This is a genomic window from Cognatundibacterium crateris (assembly GCF_010078235.1).
In the GTDB taxonomy this organism is placed as follows: Bacteria; Pseudomonadota; Gammaproteobacteria; order Burkholderiales; family Burkholderiaceae_D; genus Undibacterium; species Undibacterium crateris.
Genome location: NZ_JAABOS010000004.1, coordinates 339,757 through 365,027, shown reverse-complemented (window position 1 = coordinate 365,027; position 25,271 = coordinate 339,757). Strand labels below are relative to the sequence as shown.

General features: G+C 53.9%; 16 protein-coding genes. 6 read left to right on the top strand and 10 right to left on the bottom strand.

Annotation, left to right across the window (positions count from 1 at the left end; genetic code table 11):
• Positions 1–77: 77 nt before the first annotated feature.
• The 4 genes from ppc to edd all read right to left on the bottom strand — a co-directional run bounded on the left by ppc (position 78) and on the right by edd (position 7,446).
• Positions 78–2,864, bottom strand: a complete 2,787-nt coding sequence (gene ppc / locus EYB48_RS10075) for a phosphoenolpyruvate carboxylase (RefSeq protein ID WP_202927747.1) — start codon at positions 2,862–2,864, stop codon at positions 78–80.
• Between the two features lie 220 nt (positions 2,865–3,084).
• On the bottom strand, positions 3,085–4,716 hold the full coding sequence (gene pgi / locus EYB48_RS10070) for a glucose-6-phosphate isomerase (protein ID WP_162020202.1): 1,632 nt from the start codon (positions 4,714–4,716) through the stop codon (positions 3,085–3,087).
• Positions 4,717–4,869: 153 nt separating this feature from the next.
• On the bottom strand, positions 4,870–5,532 hold the full coding sequence (gene eda / locus EYB48_RS10065) for a bifunctional 4-hydroxy-2-oxoglutarate aldolase/2-dehydro-3-deoxy-phosphogluconate aldolase (RefSeq protein WP_162020201.1): 663 nt from the start codon (positions 5,530–5,532) through the stop codon (positions 4,870–4,872).
• 75 nt (positions 5,533–5,607) lie between these two features.
• The gene (gene edd / locus EYB48_RS10060; RefSeq protein WP_202927746.1) at positions 5,608–7,446 is read right to left on the bottom strand and encodes a phosphogluconate dehydratase; all 1,839 of its coding nucleotides are present in this window, start codon (positions 7,444–7,446) and stop codon (positions 5,608–5,610) included.
• Between the two features lie 568 nt (positions 7,447–8,014).
• Here edd and zwf point away from each other — a divergent pair.
• The 5 genes from zwf (at position 8,015) to EYB48_RS10035 (ending at position 12,624) form a co-directional block, all read left to right on the top strand.
• Complete coding sequence (zwf, locus tag EYB48_RS10055; RefSeq protein ID WP_162020200.1) at positions 8,015–9,475, top strand: glucose-6-phosphate dehydrogenase; 1,461 nt, start codon at positions 8,015–8,017, stop codon at positions 9,473–9,475.
• A 3-nt stretch (positions 9,476–9,478) separates the two neighbouring features.
• Positions 9,479–10,162, top strand: a complete 684-nt coding sequence (pgl, locus tag EYB48_RS10050) for a 6-phosphogluconolactonase (protein WP_162020199.1) — start codon at positions 9,479–9,481, stop codon at positions 10,160–10,162.
• Positions 10,163–10,216: 54 nt separating this feature from the next.
• Positions 10,217–11,110: an SIS domain-containing protein gene (locus EYB48_RS10045; RefSeq protein ID WP_162020198.1), complete on the top strand. Its 894-nt coding sequence runs from the start codon at positions 10,217–10,219 to the stop codon at positions 11,108–11,110.
• 176 nt (positions 11,111–11,286) lie between these two features.
• Entirely contained in the window at positions 11,287–12,129 is an 843-nt protein-coding gene (locus tag EYB48_RS10040) for an HDOD domain-containing protein (protein WP_162020197.1), read from the top strand.
• 9 nt (positions 12,130–12,138) lie between these two features.
• Entirely contained in the window at positions 12,139–12,624 is a 486-nt protein-coding gene (locus EYB48_RS10035) for a YciI family protein (protein ID WP_162020196.1), read from the top strand.
• A gap of 25 nt (positions 12,625–12,649) precedes the next feature.
• On the opposite strand, the gene ribA is transcribed toward EYB48_RS10035, so the two are convergent.
• The 4 genes from ribA to EYB48_RS10015 all read right to left on the bottom strand — a co-directional run bounded on the left by ribA (position 12,650) and on the right by EYB48_RS10015 (position 17,881).
• Positions 12,650–13,288 (bottom strand): GTP cyclohydrolase II, encoded by a 639-nt coding sequence (gene ribA / locus EYB48_RS10030; RefSeq protein ID WP_162020195.1) that lies wholly within the window; start codon positions 13,286–13,288, stop codon positions 12,650–12,652.
• 345 nt (positions 13,289–13,633) lie between these two features.
• Entirely contained in the window at positions 13,634–15,517 is a 1,884-nt protein-coding gene (gene ilvD / locus EYB48_RS10025) for a dihydroxy-acid dehydratase (RefSeq protein ID WP_162020194.1), read from the bottom strand.
• 154 nt (positions 15,518–15,671) lie between these two features.
• Positions 15,672–16,403, bottom strand: a complete 732-nt coding sequence (locus tag EYB48_RS10020) for a sterol desaturase family protein (protein ID WP_162020193.1) — start codon at positions 16,401–16,403, stop codon at positions 15,672–15,674.
• A 140-nt stretch (positions 16,404–16,543) separates the two neighbouring features.
• On the bottom strand, positions 16,544–17,881 hold the full coding sequence (locus tag EYB48_RS10015; RefSeq protein WP_162020192.1) for a putative bifunctional diguanylate cyclase/phosphodiesterase: 1,338 nt from the start codon (positions 17,879–17,881) through the stop codon (positions 16,544–16,546).
• 362 nt (positions 17,882–18,243) lie between these two features.
• Here EYB48_RS10015 and EYB48_RS10010 point away from each other — a divergent pair, with 362 nt between their 5' ends.
• Entirely contained in the window at positions 18,244–18,927 is a 684-nt protein-coding gene (locus EYB48_RS10010; RefSeq protein WP_202927745.1) for a DsbA family protein, read from the top strand.
• Between the two features lie 122 nt (positions 18,928–19,049).
• Here the strand turns inward: EYB48_RS10010 and EYB48_RS10005 are convergent, their stop codons facing one another.
• Complete coding sequence (locus EYB48_RS10005; RefSeq protein ID WP_162020191.1) at positions 19,050–20,702, bottom strand: methyl-accepting chemotaxis protein; 1,653 nt, start codon at positions 20,700–20,702, stop codon at positions 19,050–19,052.
• 320 nt (positions 20,703–21,022) lie between these two features.
• On the bottom strand, positions 21,023–25,270 hold the full coding sequence (locus tag EYB48_RS10000; protein WP_162020190.1) for a translocation/assembly module TamB domain-containing protein: 4,248 nt from the start codon (positions 25,268–25,270) through the stop codon (positions 21,023–21,025).
• Between the last annotated feature and the right edge of the window lies 1 nt (position 25,271).

Here is a 25,271-nt window from a genome sequence, read left to right as displayed (position 1 = left end):
AGCGCGAAGATGACCGGGATTTTTTGTCTGACAGCCGCCAGAACAGCGCGCTATCTGCTTATTCGCTTACCTGCTGCTTAGCCACTATTACGCAAACCGGCAGCGATGCCGTTAATCGAGAGGTGGATACCGCGTCGCACACGCTCATCCTGGTCACCCTGACGGAAACGCTCCAGCAATTCAACCTGCACGTGATTCAGCGGCGACAGATATGGGAAGCGATTACGGATGGAGCGCGCCAGCAAAGGATTGGCCGCTAACAATTCGTCCTGCCCCGAGATTTGCTTCAGCACCGCAATTGTTAAGCTATGTTCAGCTTCGATGCGTGGGAATATCCTTTGTCGCAGGCTGTTGTCCTTCACCAGTTGTGCATAACGGCTGGCGATACCAATATCGCTTTTCGCCAGCACCATTTCCATGTTGGACAATACCGTGCTGAAGAAAGACCATTCACGGAACATCGCCTGCAAAGTCTCCAGGCCATTTTCAGGATGTGCTTGCAGATAAGCCTGTACCGCCGCACCAAAACCAAACCAGCCCGGCAGCATCAGGCGGCATTGCGACCAGCTGAACACCCAGGGAATCGCACGCAGATCTTCAATCGCAGTCGATTTTTTACGCGATGCCGGACGACTGCCTATGTTCAAACCAGCGATTTCTGAAATCACTGTCGATTCCCAGAAATACTGCTCAAATCCCTCAGTTTCATACACCAGATGGCGATAAGCCTTGAAGGCGTGATCGGACAACTCTTCCATCACCCGCAAAAATTCTGGTCTTGGTGGCTGCTCACCGGCAGACAACAAACTGGCTTCCATGGTGGCTGCAGCCAACACTTCCAGATTACGGCGGCCAACTTCAGGATTGCCATATTTCGCGGTAATCACCTCACCCTGCTCAGTCAGACGTATCTGGCCCTGTACTGCTCCGGCCGGTTGCGCCAATATCGCCTGATAGCTGGGGCCGCCGCCACGACCAACCGAACCACCACGACCATGGAACAGACGCAGGCGCAGCTGATGGCGCGCAAACACCTGTATCAGATCCAGTTCCGCCTTATACAATTCCCAGCCCGAAGTCAGGAAACCACCGTCTTTATTACTGTCGGAATAGCCGAGCATGACTTCCTGTGCCTGCTGACGGCTCGCGAGTAAGCGGCGATATGCGGGGATGCCAAACAAACGATCCATTGCTGGCGCACTGTTTTGCAAATCGCCTATCGTTTCAAACAAAGGAATAATATTCACATCCAGTCTGCCCTCCGCCGGATGCAGCAAGCCCGCCTCTTTGAGTAGCAAAGCCAGCTCCAGCATATCGGATACGCCATCCGTTTTAGAGATGATGCAGTTTGGTACCGCTTGTTTACCATACCGTTGTTGAGCAGTTGCGGCTGCGCGATAAATTGCGAGTTCAGATTGCGTCTCTTCAGAATACGTCAGATAAGGCGAAGCAAGTGGGCGCGCTGAACTAATTTCTTTCACCAGCACAGCAATCCGCGCATCTTCATCCAGACTCAGGTAATCGAGTTCAGGGTTAGCCGCCTGCAGCAGCTCTGCCACCACACGCTCATGTACATCTGAATTCTGGCGCAAATCCAGCGGTGCCAGATAAAAACCAAATACCCGCACCGCACGGCGCAAATGGCGCAGACGACCACGCGTCAGCGCAGCGGAACCATTCTGCAATAAGGACTGATGCACGATATCGAGCTCGGCCGCCAGCTCTTCTGCATTGGCATATGGCGCGGCTTCACCACTAGGCGGAATATGCGGCAGCAAGCCCAGTAATCCGGTATAAGTGGCAGCTACCCGCGCATAGATACCACTGATCGCGAGGCGATAAGGTTCGTCGGAACGATGTGGCGAATGATCAGGAGAAGCCTGAGCCAGCGCCAGCAAGGGCTCAGATACTTTGACCAGCAAAGTCGCCATCGACAATTGCGAACCCAGGGTATGCAATTCATCCAGATAAAAACGGAAGGCGCGGGTCGCCTGCATCGCCATGGTTTTTTCCAGCACGCTGGCAGTTACAAACGGATTGCCATCGCGGTCACCACCTATCCAGCTGCCCATCTTCATAAAGCTAGGCAATTCCTGCTGGCGGAACGCAGGATCTTTTTCGGCCAATAAATCTTCCAGTCCCGCATACAATTGCGGCAGCTCGCGCAGGAAGGTGTAATCGTAAAAACTCAGGCCATTTTCGACTTCATCCAGCACCGATAATTTAGAAGTACGCAACATTCGGGTCTGCCACAGGGTCAACACAGCGCGGCCCAAGGCTTCTTCATTGGCAGCCGATTCTTCCGGCGTCAGTTGCATACGATCGCGCTCATCCAACAAGCGTGTGATCACCATCTGGCAATTCAGAATACTCTTGCGCTGCACTTCAGTAGGATGCGCGGTCAGTACCGGCGCGACTTGCGCAGTCTGGAAAAAATCTTGTAATTGCTGCGTGCCCTGACCGGTTGCATACAGTGCTGCGATAGTGTGCGCCAGGCTGCCCTGACGCGGCGCCGAACCAGCGATCTGATGCGCACGGGTGCGGCGTATGTGATGCTGATCTTCGGCCAGATTCACCAGATGTGAAAAATAACTGAATGCGCGTATTACCTGCGTAGTCTGATCATTGGTCAGACTGTCGAGTGTGGATTCCAGTTCGGCACGGGCAGCCTGATCCGCATCCCGCCGGAAGCGTACCGAATTCTGTCTTACCTGCTCAATCAGATCAAACACCTCGTCGCCGTGCTGATTTCTTACCGTATCGCCTAACAGTCTGCCCAGCCGGCGAATATCCTCGCGCAGGCTCTGGTCTTTGTCGTCATTGATGTCGTTCATTTTGATGGGAAAGTGGAGGTGGGCGTTCATGAACAAAAAATTCTACGGTAGCAAGCGGGTTCGAAAGATGAAAAAAATTGTGCGGCGCAAAATTACAACACTTTGCCGCAGAACGGGATCAAGGCATAGCCTGACATGCCAGATTGACTGGAGACTTACATGGCAGCGCCGGAATGGCATGCTGCAGTTGCTCAGTTGCGGTAAACACTGAGCAACTGGCAATGAGCAACTGGCACTGAGCGCAGATATCTCAGCTGGCTTTATATTGCTGGCTGCGTCTGACCGCCTGCAACAAACCCTTGGTCGAGCTGTCATCGGCTTCACGTACTGCTTCAGGGTCCAGGCTGATCAATTGCTGAGCCAGCGATTTACCGAGTTCTACACCCCACTGATCAAAGGCATTGATATCCCAGATCACCGATTGCACAAACACCTTGTGCTCGTACAAGGCAATTAATGCGCCGAGTGAGCGTGGCGTGAGACTGTCTAGCAGCAGCGTCGAGGTAGGACGATTGCCTTCGAAGACGCGTGGTGCCAATAATTTTTCTGGCAGATCGCCGAGTTCTGCACGCACTTCATCGATGCTCTTACCCCAGGCCATAGCCTTGGATTGCGCAAAGCAATTCGCGAGCAAGGCCTGATTATGTCCGGGCAAACCGGCATCATCATCGGCCACCACAATGAAGTCAGTCGGGATTATGGTCGCGCCCTGATGCAGTAACTGGAAATACGCATGCTGGCCATTGGTACCGGCCTCACCAAACAAGATGGCCGAGGTCGAATAGTCGACGCGCTGACCTTCACGCGTAACCGACTTACCATTGCTTTCCATTTCCAGCTGCTGCAGATAGGCCGGTAAGCGCGTCATGCGCTGGTGATAAGGCGCGATAGACAGGGCTTGCAAGCCGAGGAAATTGATATTCCAGACGCCAATCAGTGCCATCAGTACAGGCAGATTTTGTTCCAGCGGGGCTTGGGCAAAATGCAGATCCATCTCATGCGCACCGGCCAGCATTTCTTCAAATCGGTCAGCACCCACATACAGAGCGATCGATAAACCGATTGCACTCCACATCGAATAGCGGCCACCGGCCCAGTTCCAGAACGGGAATACGTTTTCTTCTGCGATCCCGAATTCCGACGCCGCTTTGACATTGGTGCTCAACGCCACAAAATGCTGGCGGATCTGATCGACCGGACAACCATGTGCCAGCATCCACTCACGCGCAGTGCGTGCATTGGTCAGGGTTTCCATGGTGGTGAAGGTTTTGGAAGCAACCACGAACAAGGTGGTTTCCGGATCAGCATTTTTGAGTGCATCCGCCACATGGCGGCCATCCACATTGGATACAAAATGCAGCGACAGATTTTTTTGCGACCAAGGTGCCAGTGCGATACACGCCATTTGCGGGCCAAGGTCGGAACCACCGATACCGATGTTGACGATGGTACGTATCGCCTTACCACTATAGCCCAGCCAGCGTCCCTCACGAACTGCATCGCTGAAGCTGCGCATTTGTGCCAGCACACTGTGTACATCGGCGGCGATATTCTCGCCATTCAGCATGAACTTTTCATCTTTCGGCAGACGCAGCACGGTATGCAAGACCGCACGGTTTTCCGTGTGATTGATTGCCTCGCCACGCAGCATCGCATCGCGCCGCGCCTCGACCTCCTGCTGTCTGGCCAGCGCCAGCAAATTGAGCTTGGCAGTGGTATCGATACGCTGCTTGGAATAGTCGAGCAACATCCCGCAAGCGGAAGCGGAGAAATGCGTAAAGCGTTGCTTATCAGCGCGGAATAATTCTTTCAGGCTGGGCATATTGGTTGCACGTTGCTGCAACAAACACCAGAGCGGCGAGCGGGAGACAGAATTGGTCATGATCTTTTCAGATGGAATGAAGATTTTTTGAGCTGAATTTCGAGCAAACATCAGGGCGCTGCCCGCACTACGCCGGGTTAATCTGACAGGTGCCCAATTAACCCGGAATCTTTACTGCATGAGATGCGTGTTCAGCAACGACAGACTGCTGGCTTAGGCCTTAGCAGCGACAGCAGCAGCGCTGGCCAGCTTGCCAATCGCATCCCAGTCACCGGCTTGTATCAGATTCGCCGGACACATCCAGGAGCCGCCCACACACAGCACATTTGATTGCTGCAACAAGGCCGGTGTGGTTTCTACCGTCACACCACCGGTCAGGCAGAAACGCACATCAGGGAAAGGCCCGCCCAGTGCTTTCGCCATCTTGGTACTGCCAACGATATCGGACGGGAACAACTTAACCACAGAAAAACCATGTTCCAGCGCCAGCATCAAATCACTGGCACCACCCACACCAGGGAAGTAAGGCAGGCCGGATTCTGCAGCGGCTTTGGCCAGCACCGGTGTAATGCCTGGACTGATACCGAAAGCGGCACCGGTTTCTTTGACCGCATCCAGCTGGGCAGGCGTCAATATGGTACCGGCACCAACCGTCACATCCGGGCAGGCGCGCACCACTTCGCGCAAAACCTGCATCGCATTTGGGGTGCGCAGTGTGATTTCAACGGCTGGTAAACCATGTTGCGCCAGCGTAGTCACGCAGCGTATCGCCTGATCGACATCATCCGTGACCAGAATCGGCAAGACCCGCAACTGAGCCAGTTGTTCTATGATGTTTTGCAGCTTAGCCTGGGAATTATTTGTATGACTCATCATGGTTTCCATTCAAAAATTTTGCAGAACTGGACCTGAGCAAGGCTTCAGGCCAGCTGGATTAGTTCACTCTATCGCTTAGTCAATAAACAGGGTGGATGCACCACGTTCCGGCGCGGTCACCACGCGTCTTTGTGCCGCAAACAGTTCGCGGCCAAAGCCAAAGGTTTCCTGTTGTCGCAAAGCAGGCACCTGGCGTTGCGCCCATACTTCTGCATCGACCAGCGCTGTCAGTTCACCGGTGTGCACATTCAGTTCCACCAGATCACCATCACGTACTTTGCCCAGCGCCCCACCCTGCGCCACTTCCGGGCTCACATGCAAGGCTGCCGGCACTTTGCCGGAAGCGCCCGACATACGGCCATCCGTAACCAGCGCCACTTTAAAGCCAGCCGACATCAGACTGCCCAGCACCGGCGTGAACTGATGCAGTTCAGGCATACCGTTCGCCTGCGGTCCCTGGAAAATCACCACAGCCACAAAGTCCTGATTTAAGTCACCGGCTTTATAGGCTTGTACCAGTGCGTCCTGAGAAGTGAAGACTTTGGCTGGCGCACGTACCACCCAGGCTTCCGCTGGTACCGCTGAAGCTTTGACGATGGCGCGTCCCAGATTACCCTGTAACAGGCGCAGGCCACCGGTAGCCGCAAATGGCTGATCGGCATTACGCACTACATCTTCGTTGGTAGAACGCGCTGGCAATGCCTGCCAGCTCAATTGCTGATTCTCGTTCAGCACCGGACGCACAGTATGACCATGCAGACCTTGGTTGCCGTACACTGTCATCACATCGCCATGCATCAGGCCAGCCGACAATAATTCGCGGATGACAAAAGTCGGACCACCTGCTTCTTCAAACGCATTCACATCGGCAGTGCCATTTGGATACACGCGGGTCAGCAAAGGAATCACCGCCGATAATTCATCAAAATCCTGCCAGTCAATCAGGATGCCAGCAGCGCGTGCGACCGCAATCCAGTGTATGGTGTGATTGGTCGAACCACCGGTCGCCAGCAAGGCAATCACCGCATTGACGATAGTTTTTTCATTGACCAGATGACCAATAGGCGTATAGCGCTGGTGCTCAGTCAATTGCAGCACCTGCTCAACAGCCGCATCAGTCAATGCGCTGCGCAAAGGATCATTCGGATGCACAAAGGCGGCGCCAGGCAAATGCAGGCCCATCGCTTCCAGCAGCATTTGATTACTGTTCGCCGTACCGTAGAAAGTGCAGGTACCGGCGCTGTGATAGGCGGCACTCTCTGCCGCCAACAATTCTTCTTTTGTGGCTTTGCCTTGCGCGTAACGCTCACGCACCGCAGCTTTTTCCTTGTTTGACAACCCAGAGCCCATAGGACCCGCAGGGATAAACACGGTAGGCAGATGACCAAAAGCCAGCGCGCCGATCAACAGGCCAGGCACGATCTTGTCGCAAATACCCAGGCACAACGTCGCATCAAAGGCATCATGCGACAGAGCGACTGCGGTTGCCTGAGCAATCACATCGCGCGAAAACAGCGACAATTCCATGCCTGGACGGCCTTGAGTCACACCATCACACATTGCAGGCACCGCACCCGCGACCTGAGCGGTCGCACCAAAGCGCAGTGCAGCCTGACGTAATTGTTCAGGATAGTGCTGATAAGGCTGATGCGCTGACAACATGTCGTTGTAGGCAGTGACGATACCGATATTCGGTTTCTGCGCCTGATTCAGCCAGATCTTGGTTTTGCTATCCATCGCCGCATTGGCATGCGCCTGATTGGCACAGGATAAGGAAGCGCGACGCGGGCCGCGTCCACGCATTTGCTCAATACGCGCCAGATAGGCGCTACGCAGCTTGTGACTGCGCTCTGTAATGCGCTGCGTTACCTGAGCAATTACAGGATGCAGCGCGACGGAAGTAGATGTTGTCATGGAACTCACCTATTGCCCGTTTGGGCGAAAATTAAAAATGAACAGACCTGAATACACTGCGCAGCAACATCCTCAGGTCTATGCTTTTTCATTGCAACTGATCCGAACAAATATCAAAGTAAGGATACACACACCAAAACCACAAATACACAACACAAACAAGATTGACGATAAAGATAGCATAAATCCAGATTTTTCCGTAACAAACTTTCAGAAAATAGTATTTTTGGGTTTTTATTCGACAAATAAATCACATTTCTCGTAATGAAACTACATTTCTGAAGTTTTTCTGGCATAATTCCATCACTCTTTACGCTTCAGTTCAGCCTCAGCACTACAGCCTGCAGCAAGCGAATGCTGCACTAAGTACTGAACATTGCGCAGGCCGGAATGCAGACTCCCTCCCCGGAATTTGCATTCCGTGTCTCCGGTTCAGAGTGCCGTAGCAAGAACCACAGGAACAGCCAGAACCGAAGCGGTAATACGTTCAGATTTGAGCCTGCAACCACAGGACAGCAAGAAAATCGCTGAGGTGATTTTTTAAAGTCCACAATAAAACGGAGTCAGCATGACCACTTTTGTACTTTTTGGCGGCACTGGCGATCTCGCCAAGCGCAAGATCATCCCGGCGCTCTACAGCGCATTTGTGAATGGCAGGCTGGATGCCGATTTCCGTTTTATCGGCGCAGCGCGGGAGCGTCTGGAAGATCAGGAATACCGCCAACGGGTGGCTGACAGCATCGCCCAGTATGCCGCCAAGGTCAGCGGTGGCAGCCCGGAAAAGCTCGCCGCTTTTCTGGATATGACGCATTACGCCAAAATCGATGCACGTATTCCGGAAGACTTTAATACCCTCAAGGCCAGCCTGCGCACCTCTGAGACCCACGCCACACTGTTTTATCTCGCGACCGGCCCGGATATTTTTATTCCTGTGGTTGAACAGCTGTCGCTGCATGGTCTGGTCGAAGGCAATGCACGCGTGGTGGTGGAAAAACCGCTGGGTCGCGATGCGCAATCCGCAAGGGAAATCAACCAAGCCTTACGCCGCTATCTGCAGGAAAACCAGATTTACCGTATCGACCATTATCTGGGTAAAGAAATGGTGCAGAATTTGCTGGCACTGCGCTTTGCGAATTCCTTCCTGGAACCGCTGTGGAATCGCAAATGGATACAAGACGTACAGATTTCAATTTCTGAACAAGTCGGCGTGGAATCGCGCGGCGATTTTTATGATCATACCGGCGCTCTGCGCGACATGGTGCAGAATCACTTGCTGCAACTGGTCTCTATCGTGGCGATGGAACCACCGGTGAACGCCAATCCGGATGCGATCCGCGATGAAAAAGTAAAAGTGCTGCGCGCGCTGCATAAATTCACACCCGATGAAGTCAGCAAAAAAACCGTGCGCGGCCAATATCGCGCCGGTGCAGTGGATGGCAAACCGGTCATCGGCTATCAGGCTGAACCTGGCGTACCACAAGCCTCACGTACAGAAACCTTCGTCGCGATCCGGGCAGAAATCGACAACTGGCGCTGGGCCGGTGTGCCGTTCTACCTGCGCACAGGCAAACGCATGGCCAGCCGCAGTGCTGAAATCACGATTAACTTCAAACCGATACCGTATTCGATTTTCGGCCAGTCGCAGGGCCCGATGCGCTCGAACCGGCTGGTGATTTCGCTGCAACCGGAAGAAAGCGTGCAACTGTTCATGAAGGCTAAAGAGCCGGGTGAAGGCATACGTTTATCCGATGTGGCGCTGAATCTGGACTTCGCCGAAGTATCGAACTCGCGCCGGGTGGAATCCTATGAACGCCTGTTGCTGGATGCAATGCATGGCGACCTGACCCTGTTTGTGCGTGATGACGAATTGAGCGCAGCCTGGGAATGGGTAGACCCGATTATGCTGGCCTGGCAAAACGATAGCGAAGGTCTGAAATCCTATATCGCTGGCAGCTGGGGCCCGGCCGCCGCCAGTTACCTGCTGGCCCAGCACGGCGCTGCCTGGGGCGAAGAATACGTAGAAAGCTGATTCATGAAACAAACTGCATTGCATTTCCACGAGTACAGCGATTTTGCTGCACTCAGCACCGCACTGAGCCAGCAATGGCTGAGCCTGATCCAGGATTCGTCACAAGCCAGCAGCTTTGCGCTGGCAGGCGGCAGCACACCGGCACCGGTGTATCAGGCGCTGGATAAACTGCTGACTAACAGCAGCCCGACGCAACCGGTCAAGCTGGTTGCCACCGATGAACGCTGGGTGCCGGATGCGGACAGCCAGAGCAATGAAGGTCTGTTCCGGCGCAGTCTGGCACTCAGTGCAGAAGCAAGGCGCTGGCAACTGATCTCGCTGAAAAATGCATCCAGCTCAGCGGAAATCGCAACTGAAGCAATTCATACCCGGCTACAGGCGGAATTGCCTGACGCGTTTGATGCAGTCTTGCTCGGCATGGGTGCAGATGGTCATATCGCCTCCCTGTTCCCGGGTGCGCCAACTCAGCATGACGCGCTCGATTGTCTGGCGGCGGTACATCCGCAAACCCGTCAATGCCGCATGTCATTGTCTCTGCCACGCCTGCTCAACACACGCCGCATCTGGCTGGTGATTACCGGTGCAGAAAAACGCGCGGTACTGGACTCAGCACAGCAACAAGGCTTACCGGTTGCCGCTTTGCTGCAACAGGCACAGTGCGATATCGATGTGTATTGGTGCCCCTGAGCGGTAAAATGACGAATTACGCAAGCTAAACGGCTATTCGCACCAGAAAGAACAATGACAACTCCGCACTCTGCCATCACGGCGACTATCCCCTCTGAAAAAGGCTTGCTGGCACGCATACGCACGGCCAGCACAGCCCTGAGCCGCGCTGAACGCCAGGTCGCCGAATTTTTACTGCAAAAACCGCATGACGCACTCGAGATGTCTATCCGTGTTCTGGCGCAGGCCTGCGATGTGAGCGAGCCTACCGTCGCGCGCTTTGCCCAGAGTCTGGGATTCGATGGTTTTAAATCGTTTAAACTGGCCTTCGCAAAGAGCCTGGCAACCGGCATCCCTTATCTGCATCTGGATGTGAATCAGGCTGATCAGGTCAAAGATGTATTACCCAAAGTATTTGACCGCACCATTGCAGCATTGATGGAGGCCAGGAATAACGCCAATACCGCCAACTTTGAAGCTGCAGTCAGCCTGTTGGCGCGCGCACGCCGCATTGAATGCTATGGCCTCGGTTATTCTGGTGCACTGGCGATCGATGCACAACTCAAGTTCTTCCGCTTTGGCATCCCGACCACGGTATTTTGTGACGCGCATTTGCAGGCGCAGTCGGCTTCGCTGCTCAACAGCGATTGCGTGGTGGTGGCTTTTTCGCGTACCGGCCGTACCCGTGATCTGATCAACAGCGTGCAACTGGCTAAGCAAGCCGGTGCCAAGGTGTTGGTGCTGTGTGCCAGCGGCGGCCCGCTGGCAGAACTGGCCGATGTGCATATCAGCGTCGATGTGGAAGAAGACCCCGACATTTACACACCCATGACGTCGCGTCTGGCCCATTTGACCTATATCGATGCACTGGCCGTTGCAGTGACCCTGATGCGCGGCCCGGCTGCCATCGATATGCTGGAACGCGCAAAAATCAGTATCAGTGAAAAACGGATAGACTCGAAAGTCTGATGCTTTGCCGCCCCCCTCCCCTAAGCAGCTAAGCAGCTAAGCAGCTAAGCAAGCTGTTTGACATTTCTTCTTGATTTCACTCTTAGTGTGGCACACAGGCAGCAAATTCTGCCTGATCTGCTGAGCATCTCTTCTGTCTATAGTGTTTTTAGGTAATACTCAGCACAGGAGGCCGTATGTACACAATCTCAACACAACAAATCATTGAAGATGTACAAGACTTGCCCACGCTGCCCGCCGTGGTGATGGAAATACTCAATAATATCGACAAAGAAGATGTTGATACCCATGAGCTGGCGGACAAAGTGGCTCATGACAGCGCGCTGACCGCCAAAACACTCAAGCAAGCCAACTCGGCTTATTACTCAACCATGGTGAAGGTCACAACCATACAGCAGGCAATTTCGCTGTTGGGTCTGGTTACTGTGCGCCAGATCATCATCAGCGCCGCACTCAGCGGCTGCTTCCCGGAAAATAACTGCAGCGGCTTCAGCCATAAAAATTTCTGGCGCCATTCCAATCTGGTGGCAATCGTGGCGCGCATACTGGCTCGCCGGCTGAAATTCAATCAGGAAGTCGCTTATACCGCAGGCCTGTTGCACGACATAGGTACACTGGTCCTGGTCAGCAAACACAGCACAGAATATGCAGCCGCCTTACTTTGGCAGCAGGAAAATACTGCCACCCAGCTGCATGCTGAGCGTCATGTGCTGGGTACTGATCATGCCGCGGTGGGTGAAGCACTCGCGCAAGAGTGGAATTTTTCAGAGCAGATGATCCAGGCGATTGCGGGACACCATCATCCGGAGCGGCCAGGTGCAGGATTTTTAGCCAGTATTGTCCATGTCGCCAATGGCATCACCCATGCACTGGGCCCGAGTGGCACGCAAAGCTATACACCACCTGAAATCAATGGCGTATCCTGGGAAAGCTCAGGACTGGATCAACAGGCGCTCGACGAAGTACTGGAAGAAGCCAAAACCGAATTTCTGAAACTGGAGCAGGACATCGCGATTTAAGGAGGCATCATGCGCAGCTTTACCATCCCACTGACTGGCCTTGCACTTGCACTCGGATTGACACTGGCATCCACCCCGACTGCGCATGCACAGCAAAGTGTGCCCAATCCGCAATTCGATGCTGAACTAGCCAGGAAGCTGGGCGCAGATCAGCGCGGTATGCGCCGCTATGTAATGGTGGTACTGAAAACCGGACCTAATAAAATGACCGCAGGCCCTGAGCGCGATGCGATGTTCGCCGGGCACTTTGCCAACATAAAAAAGTTAGCAGCCGAAGGCTTACTGGTCACCGCAGGCCCATTTGACGGTGTCGATGGCTGGCGCGGCATGTTTATTTTTGCCGTCAACAGCATCGCTGAAGCGCAGGCCTTGACCGCCACCGATCCCGTCATTCAGAAGGGAGAGATGGTGGCGGAATATCATATCTACTATGGCACTGCCGCTATGATGGAGATCCCTAGTCTGCATCAGAAGCTGACGCCCACGCTGCCCTGAGGTGCGCGGGTGAGTCTGGCATCGTTCAGATCACGCCATCGCTGTCTATCATATGGCCGAGCTTGGCGACCTTGGTATCGAGATAACGGTCATTGTGCGGATTGCGTCCCGCGATCAGTGGCAGGTGTTCTGCGATCGTGACGCGCAAACCCTGCATAGCAGCGATCTTACGCGGATTATTCGTCATCAGACGTAAAGCACTGATACCCAGATGCTTGAGCATGGGTTCACACAAGCTGTAATTACGCAGGTCGGCGGCGAAGCCCAGACGCTGATTGGCTTCTACTGTATCGGCACCCTGATCCTGCAAATGGTAGGCGCGTACTTTATTGAGCAAGCCTATACCACGGCCTTCCTGGCGCAGATACAGCAAGGCGCCACGGCCCTCTTCTGCAATTTTTTGTAAAGCCAGCTCCAGCTGTGGACCGCAGTCACAACGGCGACTGAACAAGGCATCCCCCGTCAGGCATTCGGAATGAATACGTGCCAGCACTGGCGCACCATCATTGACCTGGCCCAGGGTCAGCGCCACATGCTCTTTACCGGTGGCAGGTTCGAAAAATGCGTGCATCTCAAACTCAGCCCACTGGGTAGGCAAGCGGCAGGATTCCACAAATTCCAGTTCCTGAGCAGCAGAGACTACAGGCGCATTGGTTTCAGACATAACAGACTCACAAGATACGGGTCAGGCCACTGGCCCGCCCTCAAATTCGGAATTGACCACCCAGATTACAGCGGCAAAAACCTCAAGTATAAACGAGGCAGGATTTTTCAACCCGATAGCGGCCGAATTTCGAATAATTCACCAAGATCGTCAAGCATTCTGCATAAAAACAGGTCTTACGCAAATTTGTCCCGGCAAGGCATGGCGACGCTGGCAGACCATCTGTACGGCAAGGAGCCATAACGCCGCCGGGGCAGTTTTGCGTAAGCCCTAAAAAAAGGGAGCCCTGAGGCTCCCGGATACAAGGAACAACCTAATCCGCCTACTTCATGAGCACCTGTGTTCTCAGCGACGCTTGAGCTGGCTGATATCGCGCACCGCGCCACGATCAGCTGAAGTGGCCAGTGCTGCATAGGCCTGCAAAGCCTGCGACACATAGCGTTCGCGGTTTTCCGGCTGCCAGGCTTGCTCGCCACGCGCTTCCATTGCAGCACGGCGCTGTGCCATTTCTTCAGGGCTGATGCGCAATTGTATGCTGCGTGCCGGAATATCAATATCTATCATATCGCCTTCCTGCACCAGACCAATCGCGCCGCCTTCCGCTGCTTCCGGTGAGGCATGACCGATCACCAGCCCGGATGAACCGCCGGAAAAACGACCATCGGTGAACAGCGCGCAGGCTTTGCCCAGACCTTTGGATTTGATATACGAAGTCGGATACAGCATTTCCTGCATACCAGGCCCGCCTTTCGGACCTTCATATCGGATGATGACAACATCACCTGCATGTACGGTGTCCTGCAGAATGCCTTCCACCGCAGCATCCTGACTCTCGAACACGCGCGCTTTGCCGCTGAAGCGCAAAATGCTTTCATCGACACCGGCCGTTTTGACGATACAGCCTTTTTCTGCCAGATTGCCATACAACACAGCCAGACCGCCATCCTGCGAATACGCATGCGCAAGGTCGCGGATACAGCCAGCTGCGCGGTCACTATCGAGGCTGTCAAAGCGGCGCTCCTGAGAAAAGGCCTGCTGGGTCGGCACGCCGCCCGGCGCAGCCTTGAACAGGCTGTGCACTTCAGCGTTCTGCGTGACAGCGATATCGTAATTCGCAATCGCCTGTGCCAGCGTGCTGCTGTGTACCGTTGGTCGCGAGGTATCAAGCAAACCGGCACGCGCCAGTTCACCCAGGATAGCGATGATGCCGCCAGCACGATGCACGTCTTCGATATGGTATTTATCCGTCATCGGCGCTACCTTGCACAGACAAGGCACTTTGCGCGAAATACGGTCTATGTCTGCCATGCTGAAGTCGACGCCAGCCTCATGCGCGGCCGCCAGCAAATGCAATACGGTGTTAGTAGAACCACCCATCGATACATCCAGCGCCATCGCATTTTCAAAAGTCGCTTTGTTGGCGATCGTGCGCGGCAGGACGCTGTAGTCATCCTGCTCATAATGACGCTTGGCCAGCTCAACGATCAGACGTCCGGCGCGCAGGAACAGCGCTTTGCGGTCGGCGTGAGTTGCCAGTATGGTGCCATTGCCAGGCAGAGATAAACCCAGCGCCTCGGTCAGGCAATTCATGGAATTCGCAGTGAACATGCCTGAGCAGGAACCGCAAGTCGGACACGCAGAGCGCTCAATACGGCCGACTTCTTCATCTGAGATACTGCTGTCACCCGCTTTGATCATCGCATCCACCAGATCAATCTTCATGATCTTTTGTCCTGCAGCGGCTGGATTGGTCGGGTGCAGTACTTCGAGCACTTTACCGGCTTCCATCGGGCCACCCGACACAAACACCACCGGGATATTCAGGCGCATAGCGGCCATCAACATGCCGGGTGTGATTTTGTCGCAATTCGAAATGCAGACCATCGCATCGGCACAATGCGCATTGACCATGTACTCCACCGAGTCGGCGATCAGTTCGCGCGAAGGTAATGAGTACAGCATGCCGCCATGACCCATCGCGATACCGTCATCCACTGCGATGGTATTGAATTCTTTTGCGACACCGCCCGCCGCTTCGATCTCTCGCGCCACCAGCTGGCCCAGATCTTTCAGATGCACATGCCCCGGAACGAACTGGGTAAACGAATTCACCACCGCGATAATGGGTTTATTGAAATCGGCATCAGTCATACCAGTGGCACGCCATAAGGCGCGGGCACCGGCCATATTACGGCCATGGGTAGTGGTACGGGAACGGTATTGCGGCATAGCGGACTTTCATGGATAGACACAAGTCTTCAGCTTGCCTTGGGTGCAAGCATATGTCAAATATCAAATTTAACTACCATTAAGACGTTAATCATATTAATAAGGCTAAACCCAGCGGGCAGTAAGTGTTTTACACCAATGCGCTTGTACGCACTCAGGGCAAACGATGCACATCCACACCACGCAACATTGCGCAGATATTGTCGGACTTTTCATCATCAAAGCCACAGCGCAGCACCTGCTCCTTTGGATTATGCCAAGTGCCGAACAGCATATCCCACACTGGCAAACCATAGTTTTGTGCATGATGTCCGTAAGCGTGATGCACCCTATGCATTTCCGGCCTTTGTATCAGATAACCCAGCCAGGTTGGGGAACTGCGGTCAGCATGCAAATACAGATCGAACACGCCAGTAAACAGCAATGCCCAGGCTGCGCCCATTTCAGTTGCGCCAAACAGCAGATAACTGCTCAGGCAGGAAATCAGGGTGGCGCATGCAGTATCGAGCGGATGGGCAAAGAAGGCTGTCAGGGTTTCGATTCTTCTTGCTGAATGGTGTAACTGATGGACATGACGCCACAAAAAATCACTGGCGTGGGTGGCGCGGTGCCACCAGTAAAAAACAAAACTGGTGCTGAGAAAACTCAGGAAACCAAGCACAGGTGCAGCCAGCTTATCTGCCATAGGCAGCAAAGCATAATACCGGATTTCAGCACCAAACACATAGCCGGTTGCCAGTGTCACGCAAACGGTCAGCAAGCCCATACTGAGTGTCATCAATTGCCAACGTTTATCGCAGGCGTTACCGGATGCAGGTGCGATGACTTCTCGCGTAAACAAGGCAACAAACACCAATAATAAAACGGGATAAGCAAACCATTCCATAGCATGACACCTTGTGATTAAGACCGTATAACACCTGTCTGCGCTCTATATTCTGCACCAATATTGCACTAACAATGCACCGATAATGGTTCAATAAGCAGCTTGGCTGCACCATGAAAAAGCAAGCAGATCCACGCAGTTCAATTGCCCGTGACCGACAGTTCTTCGGCTGCCTGCAAAACCTGTAGTCCAGGCTGTTTCATTAAAGCCAGACACTGATCGGCAGGCAAAGGATGGCTATACAAAAATCCCTGCACCTGATCGCAAGCCAGTGCGCGCAATGCAGCTTCCTGCTCAGCATTTTCCACACCTTCAGCAATCACTTGCATTTCCAGTGCGTGACCGAGCTGGATAATGGCATGCGATACCGACCGCCCCTGCCTGGTCTGAATTTTTTGCACAAAGCTCTTATCCATTTTCAGATAATCGAGTTGATAGGTTTGCAGAGCGGCCAGCGAAGAATAACCGGTACCGAAATCATCAAGCGCAATCTGTACACCCGCGCTGCGCAGCTCTGCAATGATGGCGTGGGCACGGCGCGGGTCCTCAATCAGCGAGCTTTCTGTGAGTTCCAGTTGCAGAAATTTACCGGCTATCCCGCTCAGATTCAGCAAGGCTTTGATACGTGCGACAAAGCCATCATCCTTGAGCTGCAGCGGCGACACATTCACCGCCACTGAGATATCCACCCCATCCTCTCGCTGCCAGCTTTCCATTTGCGCGATCGCTGCCTTTAACACCCAGTCACCTATCGCCGCGATCAATCCTGTCTGCTCTGCGACCGGAATAAACACCAGCGGGCTGACGATACCACGCAAGGGATGACGCCAGCGCAGCAAGGCTTCCAGCCCTTGCAACTGCATAGAGGGGAAAGAAAATTTAGGTTGATAGACCAGGAAAAATTCATGGTTTTTGAGTGCCAGTTTCAACTCGTTATAATCAGGCCGGTACTCCAGGGTTTGCGCCTGCATCTGAGGCTGATACTGAACGACAGGCGTGCCATCCGAGTTTTGGGCCACCTGCAACGCGGCAAATGCATTATTGAACATCGCATCCGGCGTGGTGGCATCCCCCGGATAGCTGGCGATACCCACTTTGCATTTCAAATCCAGCCAGACGCCGTCCACCACCAGACTGCTATCCAGATCCGACTTCAGTTGCGCCGCGAAATTGAGCAAACCATCGACCTGCGATAAGTCAGTCAGTATCAGCGCAAACTCATCGCCACCCAGGCGGCAGACACTGGCCCGCAAGCTGGCCAGGCGTTCCAGTTCACGTGCAATCTGACGCAATAACTGATCGCCAAAGCCATAACCACGGCTTTCATTGATCCATTTAAAGTTATCAAAATCGATCAGCAGCAAGGCCAGCGATTGACGCTGCTGCAATAACTGTTCTAGCAGTTGGTGAAAAGCCTGACGATTCGGCAAACCGGTCAGTGCATCTTTCCAAAGTGGATTTTCAAAACTCGGCAACAATCTCTAGCTCATTTCAACAATAAACGGAACGCATCAGCGCTACACCTGCCAGACTGCGTTTGCACGCTGAGACCACAAATCTGGCTGACAGCATCATTGGAGTATGCGAACTCTGCAGCATCGGCATGATTCGGACAAAGAACAGCAGTATAACCAGACTCACATCTGTTTTATGCAGAATTTATGCCAAGCTTAAAGGCCACTCCTCGGCACACGCTGATTCAGGCTTGCGGCCTGCCCGTTTTATGCAACAGTGATGCGCAAGCCAGCCCATAGCTGCAGGTCAGGAGGCACTCTATAATCGCCAGCCTGTTATCCCGTCGCTTGTTATCCCGTTTACTCAATTGTTTTGGAAGAAAATCATGTCTGTCACCCTGCACTATATCTATGACCCTTACTGCGGCTGGTGCTATGCCGCCGCCCCCTTGCTCAGTGCAGCGCAAGCTGTAGCTGGCCTGGAAATCCGTCTGCATGGCGGTGGAATGATGACAGGCGCACGCCGTACGCAAGTCAGCCCCGCACTGCGTGACTATGTGATTCCGCATGATCTGCGCATTGCGCAACTGACCGGACAGGTGTTTGGTGAAAACTACTTTGAAGGCTTACTGCGCGATAGCAGCGCAGTATTCGATTCTGCCGTGCCGATCACAGCCATCCTGGCTGCACAAGCGCTGGGTGTGGATGCACTTGCTATGCTCAAAGCGATCCAGCATGCGCATTATGCCGAGGGACAGAAAGTCTCAGAACAGGACACGCTGAGCGCCATTGCCACACAGCTGGGCATGGAACAGGAGGCTTTCAGCGCCAGCTGGCACAGCTTGTCCGGCACAGCAACCGAACAGCATATCCAGGACAGCCGCAGTCTGCTGACGCAACTTGGCGGCGGCGGTTTCCCTACGCTGGCACTGGAACAGGACGGACAATTACAACGCCTGGATATCAGCCCATGGCTGGGAAAAGCTGAGGCATTTCAGCATAGTCTGCAGAACCGCTCCATGGCGCCAGCAGCAGAGTCCGGCGCATTTTGCAGCATAGATGGCTGCTGATCAGCCATCCGAAGTCAGCCATGCATCACGCTGATGCTGTACAGGTCTGACAGACTGAAACGCTAATGCAATCGTCAGCGTACAGCGCCAGCCTGAAAGCTGGCCGTACGCTGACTCGTGATTTATTTTGCCAATAATTTCTGTTGAGTTGAGCTGGCAGCTTTAACCGTTGCTGCACGCGCGGCAGATGTACCCGACCCACCACCGGGATTTCTGACCAGACGGAAGGAATTCACCAGCTCAGTCAGGGCTTTGGCCTGCTGACGCAAACTCTCAGCCGACGCAGCCGCTTCTTCCACCTGACCCGCGTTTTGCTGGGTCACGTCGTCCATTTGCGTGATGGCCTGATTGATCTGATCTATGCCTGAACTTTGTTCCTGGCTGGCGGTCGTGATTTCATGCATGATGTCGGCCGCACGTTTCACGCCAGTCACGATTTCACCCATGGTCTTACCGGCCTCATCCACCAGTTTGGCACCAACCTCAACCTGCGCCACAGAGTCATTGATCAACACCTTAATTTCTTTTGCAGCGTTGGCGCTGCGCTGCGCCAGATTTCTGACCTCACTCGCTACGACGGCAAAGCCTCTGCCCTGTTCACCGGCACGGGCCGCTTCCACCGCTGCATTCAGTGCCAGGATATTGGTTTGGAAGGCGATACCATCAATCACGCCGATGATGTCGGCGATTTTGCCGGAACTGGATTTGATCGCACCCATAGTCGTCACCACATTCGAGACAGCGACCCCACCTTTTTCTGCGACTTTCGCTGTAGATTCAACTAACTGACTGGCTTCGATAGAGTTATCTGCATTTTGCTTGACGGTAGAAGTCAGTTCTTCCATCGAAGAGGCGGTTTCTTCCAGTGAGCTGGCCTGGGATTCTGTACGTCCGGACAATTCCGCATTACCTTCTGCGATCACGGCCGCGCCGCTGGATACATGGCCGGTACTCTGTTTGATTTGCCCGATAAGCAGCTTCACATTGGTTTGCAACACACGTAAGGCCTGGGTCACATTGGTAATCTCATCATGTCCGCTAGCTACGATAACACGGGATAAATCGCCGCCACTCATCACGGCAATCTGCTGTTCCAGTTCATGCAGGCGAGCAGTCAGCGTACCTCCCATGATGAATCCGAAGGCAATAGCAAGCACCAAACCTGCACCGGCGATCGTCATTACGCTGGTATTACTTATGCTTCCGCTGCCGAACAAAGCCAGACCCAGCAATGCCACGAACAGAAGCACCATCGCCGCTGAAAACGTCATGATCCTGGTCTGTAAAGAAATATGCGCGAGCTTACTCAGAGGCCCGGTTGCAGTTCTGCGTACCGCATTTCCTTCCACAATCTTGAGCGAGCTGTCACCGCTTTTGAGTGCACGGTAAGCCGCTTCTGCGGCGCTGACCTTAGCGCGGTCAGGTTTGACGCGAATCGAGGTATAACCTACCACCTGTCCATTTTGTACCAGTGGCGCGGCAGTTGCCTCTACCCAGTAGTGATCGCCATTTTTACAGCGGTTTTTGACCAGGCCGGTCCAGGCCTTACCCTCTTTTATCGTACGCCAAAAATCGGCAAATGCCTCGACTGGCATATCAGGGTGTCGGACAATGTTTTGAGGAGCGCCCAATAATTCTTCTTCAGTAAAGCCGCTCACCCTCATAAAATCATCATTGATATAGGTAATATTGCCTTGTAAGTCAGTCTTGGAAACGATGGTTTCATCATCTCTTAAGATGTATTCGCGGTTCGTAACAGGTAAATTTGTGCGCATCTCGTGACCCCCTGATTATCATCTCTCAATTATTTTTTTAATTTACAATAAAACAACTTACTAAACAAAACCTCTTAACTCCACTGAAACATTGCTCTGAGAATAGTTGAAGATTGGAAAAATTTCCAAGTTTCATGCCTGCGTTTGTGAGTAATTTGCAAAATTTAAAGAATACGTATCTAAATTACCTACAAGTCATCGTATTGACACAAATCAGTCACCGCGCAAGTCCATGCCACAGCTCATTGACACACATCAATTTATGCACGGAAAAGAATAGTTTGGAAGAAGGGCGAATGGAAAATTGAGCGCCGCCGCGCTCAATTAAAGGAGAAGGTGTAATTCACATCGACAGCAGATTCACTGCCAGTGCGGCCGGTGACGGTAATCCTGCGGGTTAATTGCCAGCTGAGTTTGATGGCACCGCTGGCATCCCCCAGGCCACGCTCAACCGACAACACCAGACCCGGCATCAGACGCTTGCCTACACTCACGACCTGATCTGCGCTGTTGGTCGCATTGCCGCTGTTCGTCGACCCGGCGATGGTTTGTCCTGGCAAATGGCTGCCACCGGAATTACCAGCCGCACCAATAGAAAATTCGTCAAAGCCTAAACCCTGCACGATATCGCGCGGCACATTGCGACTGCCGTCGCCGCCGAAAATAGCCGATGCTGCCGACATGAGCAGTGAGGCATCGCCCGATGCCAGTTGATCTGAGCCGCGCCCCAATACCAGCCAGGACAATTTTTCAGCATCACTCATGGCGGTATCCGAAAATAATCTGACTTGCGGACTGACCACGGTACCGATGACTTCCACGCCAACCTGGTTTTGCAAACCCTGGCGCAGTGCGAGTACATTCAATCCCGGATTGGCAGGCGGCCCCTGAAAATTCAAAATACCGCGTTCTATCGCCAGTTGCTGACCATAGCCTTCATATAGGCCATTAACAGTACGGATGGTTCCGGTTGCCTGCAAGGGGCTGCCATCGCTTGAGCGCATGCGTAATTTCCCGGCCAGACCGGTATCCAGGCCACGGCCGACAAACACAAATTTGGGCCCCATTTCGAAGCTCACATCGACCCGCGTTTTCAGTGATTTACGCGCAGGCTCCGACGTTTTCGCGACAGCCTTATCGGATTTGCGACTCACATTCACATCGGAAGACAGGCTGGGCGGCGGTAGCTTTGGTAATTTGAAATAAGCGCCGTCTGCCATTAGCTGCCCCTGCAGCGTCCAGATGTTTTGCGCCTCTACAATGCTGGCTTCGCCGCTGACCACAAGCCAGCGGTCTTTTCTCTGCAACATAGGAAATTGCTGCCAGCGCGCCTGTATCGCGCCGGTTTCTTTACCGATATCGATTTCGCCACTGGCGGAAAATTCACCACGCTTACCCAACAGGTCCATGCCTTTGAACTGCGCATGCTGTGGCAGCATAGTGACCGTATTCGAAAACCGTAACTGATTCAGGCGCAAATGGGTGCCATCAATTTGGGCATCGAGTACGCCATTCGGCAACAGTAAGCCCTCAGAAGCAAAGGCGAGTTCCAGCCCCGACCCCTTGATATGCGCCTGATAGTCAGGATGCGCAATAGTGCCACCCAACACCGCGTCTGCATTGAGCCTGCCCTTCATCACGAGACCGGGATTGATCCACGGGCCCAGCCATTCCAGATCGGGCACATTTGCTTTCGCTATGCCGCTGATGGCCGCAGTGCCCGGCAAGCTCCATTGTCCGTTCACGAAGGCCAGCGCACTGCTGGCATCGACCTGCCATTGTCCGAGCCGGGTACCATCGGCTTGCAAACGTAAATTCAGTGTTTCACTCAACGCGCCCGCTGAGGCATTCTTAGTACCGGAACCAGTTCCTATCGCAAGCTGGATATCGCGGATACCCAAGGCTATCGGCACGCCTGTGCCATCCGGATCATTGAAGCGCAGATCACCCGATTGCCGATGCAGTTTGAGTGAGGCACGCGCGCTCTGGTTCAATTGCACATCCCAGTCAGCCTGCGCACGCAGATTGCCCGTTAATGCATCCTGAGGCGCAAACAAGTTGATCAGCTCAACCACCCGAACATCCTGAATCTGGCCCTTGGTTTTGAGCGTGCCTGCAGCCCACTCTAACTGCTCGACCTGCAGATTCATCAAAGGGCTTTGTAACTGCATGCGTCCGGTCTTGAACGCATCAGCAGATAACTCCAGGCTGACCGGATTAAGCAGACGTAATGCAGGCGTCCCGCGCAGCTCAGTTTCTGTCAGCTGTCCATTCCAGTGCAAGGCAGCACTGGCGCCACGCGCAGCAGCAGTGGAGTCTGGAAAGCCACCCGACACAGCCGCAATCAGCTGGCGCTTATCCGGAAAATCCAGTTCCAGCCGCAGTGTATGTGCTTCGCGTTTCCCGTTTAAGCGCAATGTCAGTTGCTGAATTTTGTCGGCATCTTGCGCTAAGGGCGTAACGCCACCGGGCAAGACAGGGAAATCGCCTTTAAATCCGCTGGCGCGAACATCTGCATTCACCAAGCCTGAGAGCGCATCCGTCGCTTGCAAATTTGCCTGCAGCGTTTTCAAGGCATAGCGTTTATTGTCGCGCTTCAGCTCCAGCTGTGTGGCTTGCAGGTCCAGCTGTCCGGCCGCATGACTCAGGCCACCGCGCAACTGTCCTTCAGCCTTCAGGCTGCCGGACAGTTCAATCGCAGCAAGTTGCCAAATCGGATTCAGGGCCTGCAGTTCGGGCGCATCCAGGCTAAATTTGAGCAGATCTGTTTTCTCACCCCAGGCACCATCAGCATGCAGGTGGTTTTTACCCCATTGCAAATCAGCCTGAGGAATTTTCAGTTTATCCTTGCCCAGCCACTGTGCCTGCATGCTGCCATCCAGAATTTGACCGGCGTAGTGTCCACCCAGCTTATCCAGTTTTACTTCAGCTGCCATTTGCTGTAGCTGGCCACTCGCTTTCAGATGCGCACTGATTTTTCCGGCTGGCCCGGCGATCCAATACGCGGGATCAAAATCCCGTATCTGTACCTCAGTCTGAAACAACTGCTTCCCGGCGAACGACAACTCGGCACGCGCATCGGCCTGCGACAGCCCAGCCTGCAAAGTCAGCGTGGGCAGGCTCAGCAATTGTTTAGCGATGTCGTAGCTGGCTTGCAGTTGCAACTTCGCACCCTGATCCTGCAAACTCGCTTCAGCGCGGATACGCTGCGCCTGATCGGTTTTCGCATGTATTTCACCACGAATCTGGCCAGCTCTCAGGGATGGATGCAATTTCTGCAAATTGATATTCGACAGCACAAATTTGCCATCCGCAAACCAGGGCTGATCCCAGCGCAGCTGCCCGGCGCCTGTGATTTTCCCGTCGCCAGGCAAATGTGCCGTCATGCCTTGTAACTGCAAGCTATTGCCAGACCAAATCGCCTCTGCCTGCAAAGACTGTAAAGGCAGGCCGTTCTGATCCAGGCTGGCAACGGCATTATTTTGCAAACTCAATTGCAAGGAAAAACTGTCGGCCCTGGCTGCGCCTGACGTGCTGGCCTGGACAGTCTGAGATGCAGGACGCTGCGCAGCGCTTGCCGCGATTGGACGTATATCCGCCAGGATGCGCAAATCTGCCTTAGGCGCTGCGGCATTCCAGGCGGAAGGATCAAGATGAACCAGATCCACATGCGCCTTGGCCATTAACTGTGGCGCAAACAAAGTAATCAGGGCACTGCCGCTACCCTGCAACTGTGCCGAAGCAGGCTTAGTCTGCGCGGCGTTTGCAGCATTGCCGTCAGCCTTCTGCACGCTGCCGGCCTGCCAGGCTAAGTCCAGTGCTGATAAGTTGCCCTTAACCGTGCTGCTGATTTGTAATGCGGGCAGCTTATCCTGTGCTAGCGTACTCACTGCCGCCTGCGCATTGATAACAAACGGTGCAGTTGCGAGCATGCTGGCCTTGGCCTTGATCTGACCAAATGCACTGGCGGCTTGCAGATCAGCCTCGTAACGTCCATCCGCATAAGCTATACGTCCACGCAAGCCATTGAAGCTCTGCACAGGATGATGCTTGCCCTGCGCATCGAGATCAGCGATCTCTAATTTGCCTATAGCGACATCGTGCAGACTCAGCCTGACAGGCAAGCTCAGCGAAGCTGGCAGCACCACAGGATCAGGCGTCGTTAGTGTAGCGACCGCTACACTGGCGGCATGCAAGCGGCTTAATGCAAAGCGGGCTGGCCACAGCGACCAGCTATCCCAGTCTGCCTCCAGGCCTTGTATCTCAAGCTGCAGTTCCTTGCTCTGCCACTGCAGTTTTTGCATGCTGAATGCTGTTCCCAGGCTGCCATTGACTTCCTGTGCAGACAAACGCCCCTGCGTCAGCGTGTGGGCCAGACTGAACAAGGCGCGGGTGCCGGTCTGGGTCCAGACTGCGGCGGCACAGAGTGTGAGTAGCAGCAGCAGGCTCAACAGCAGTATTAACAGCCCACGCTGCAGATAGCGGCGCGCGGCAGATTTACTCTGCAGCTCTGGGGCAGCTGATACAGATTCTGTTTGCTGATGTTCCGCCTGTTTTTTGTCTGCCATA

What these genes read in the sequence shown, in the direction of transcription:
- ppc (WP_202927747.1), bottom strand. Translation starts at nt 2,864, where the DNA reads ATGAACGCCCACCTCCACTTTCCCATCAAAATGAACGACATCAATGAC.
- pgi (WP_162020202.1), bottom strand. Translation starts at nt 4,716, where the DNA reads ATGACCAATTCTGTCTCCCGCTCGCCGCTCTGGTGTTTGTTGCAGCAA.
- eda (WP_162020201.1), bottom strand. Translation starts at nt 5,532, where the DNA reads ATGATGAGTCATACAAATAATTCCCAGGCTAAGCTGCAAAACATCATA.
- edd (WP_202927746.1), bottom strand. Translation starts at nt 7,446, where the DNA reads ATGACAACATCTACTTCCGTCGCGCTGCATCCTGTAATTGCTCAGGTA.
- zwf (WP_162020200.1), top strand. Translation starts at nt 8,015, where the DNA reads ATGACCACTTTTGTACTTTTTGGCGGCACTGGCGATCTCGCCAAGCGC.
- pgl (WP_162020199.1), top strand. Translation starts at nt 9,479, where the DNA reads ATGAAACAAACTGCATTGCATTTCCACGAGTACAGCGATTTTGCTGCA.
- EYB48_RS10045 (WP_162020198.1), top strand. Translation starts at nt 10,217, where the DNA reads ATGACAACTCCGCACTCTGCCATCACGGCGACTATCCCCTCTGAAAAA.
- EYB48_RS10040 (WP_162020197.1), top strand. Translation starts at nt 11,287, where the DNA reads ATGTACACAATCTCAACACAACAAATCATTGAAGATGTACAAGACTTG.
- EYB48_RS10035 (WP_162020196.1), top strand. Translation starts at nt 12,139, where the DNA reads ATGCGCAGCTTTACCATCCCACTGACTGGCCTTGCACTTGCACTCGGA.
- ribA (WP_162020195.1), bottom strand. Translation starts at nt 13,288, where the DNA reads ATGTCTGAAACCAATGCGCCTGTAGTCTCTGCTGCTCAGGAACTGGAA.
- ilvD (WP_162020194.1), bottom strand. Translation starts at nt 15,517, where the DNA reads ATGCCGCAATACCGTTCCCGTACCACTACCCATGGCCGTAATATGGCC.
- EYB48_RS10020 (WP_162020193.1), bottom strand. Translation starts at nt 16,403, where the DNA reads ATGGAATGGTTTGCTTATCCCGTTTTATTATTGGTGTTTGTTGCCTTG.
- EYB48_RS10010 (WP_202927745.1), top strand. Translation starts at nt 18,244, where the DNA reads ATGTCTGTCACCCTGCACTATATCTATGACCCTTACTGCGGCTGGTGC.
- EYB48_RS10005 (WP_162020191.1), bottom strand. Translation starts at nt 20,702, where the DNA reads ATGCGCACAAATTTACCTGTTACGAACCGCGAATACATCTTAAGAGAT.
- EYB48_RS10000 (WP_162020190.1), bottom strand. Translation starts at nt 25,270, where the DNA reads ATGGCAGACAAAAAACAGGCGGAACATCAGCAAACAGAATCTGTATCA.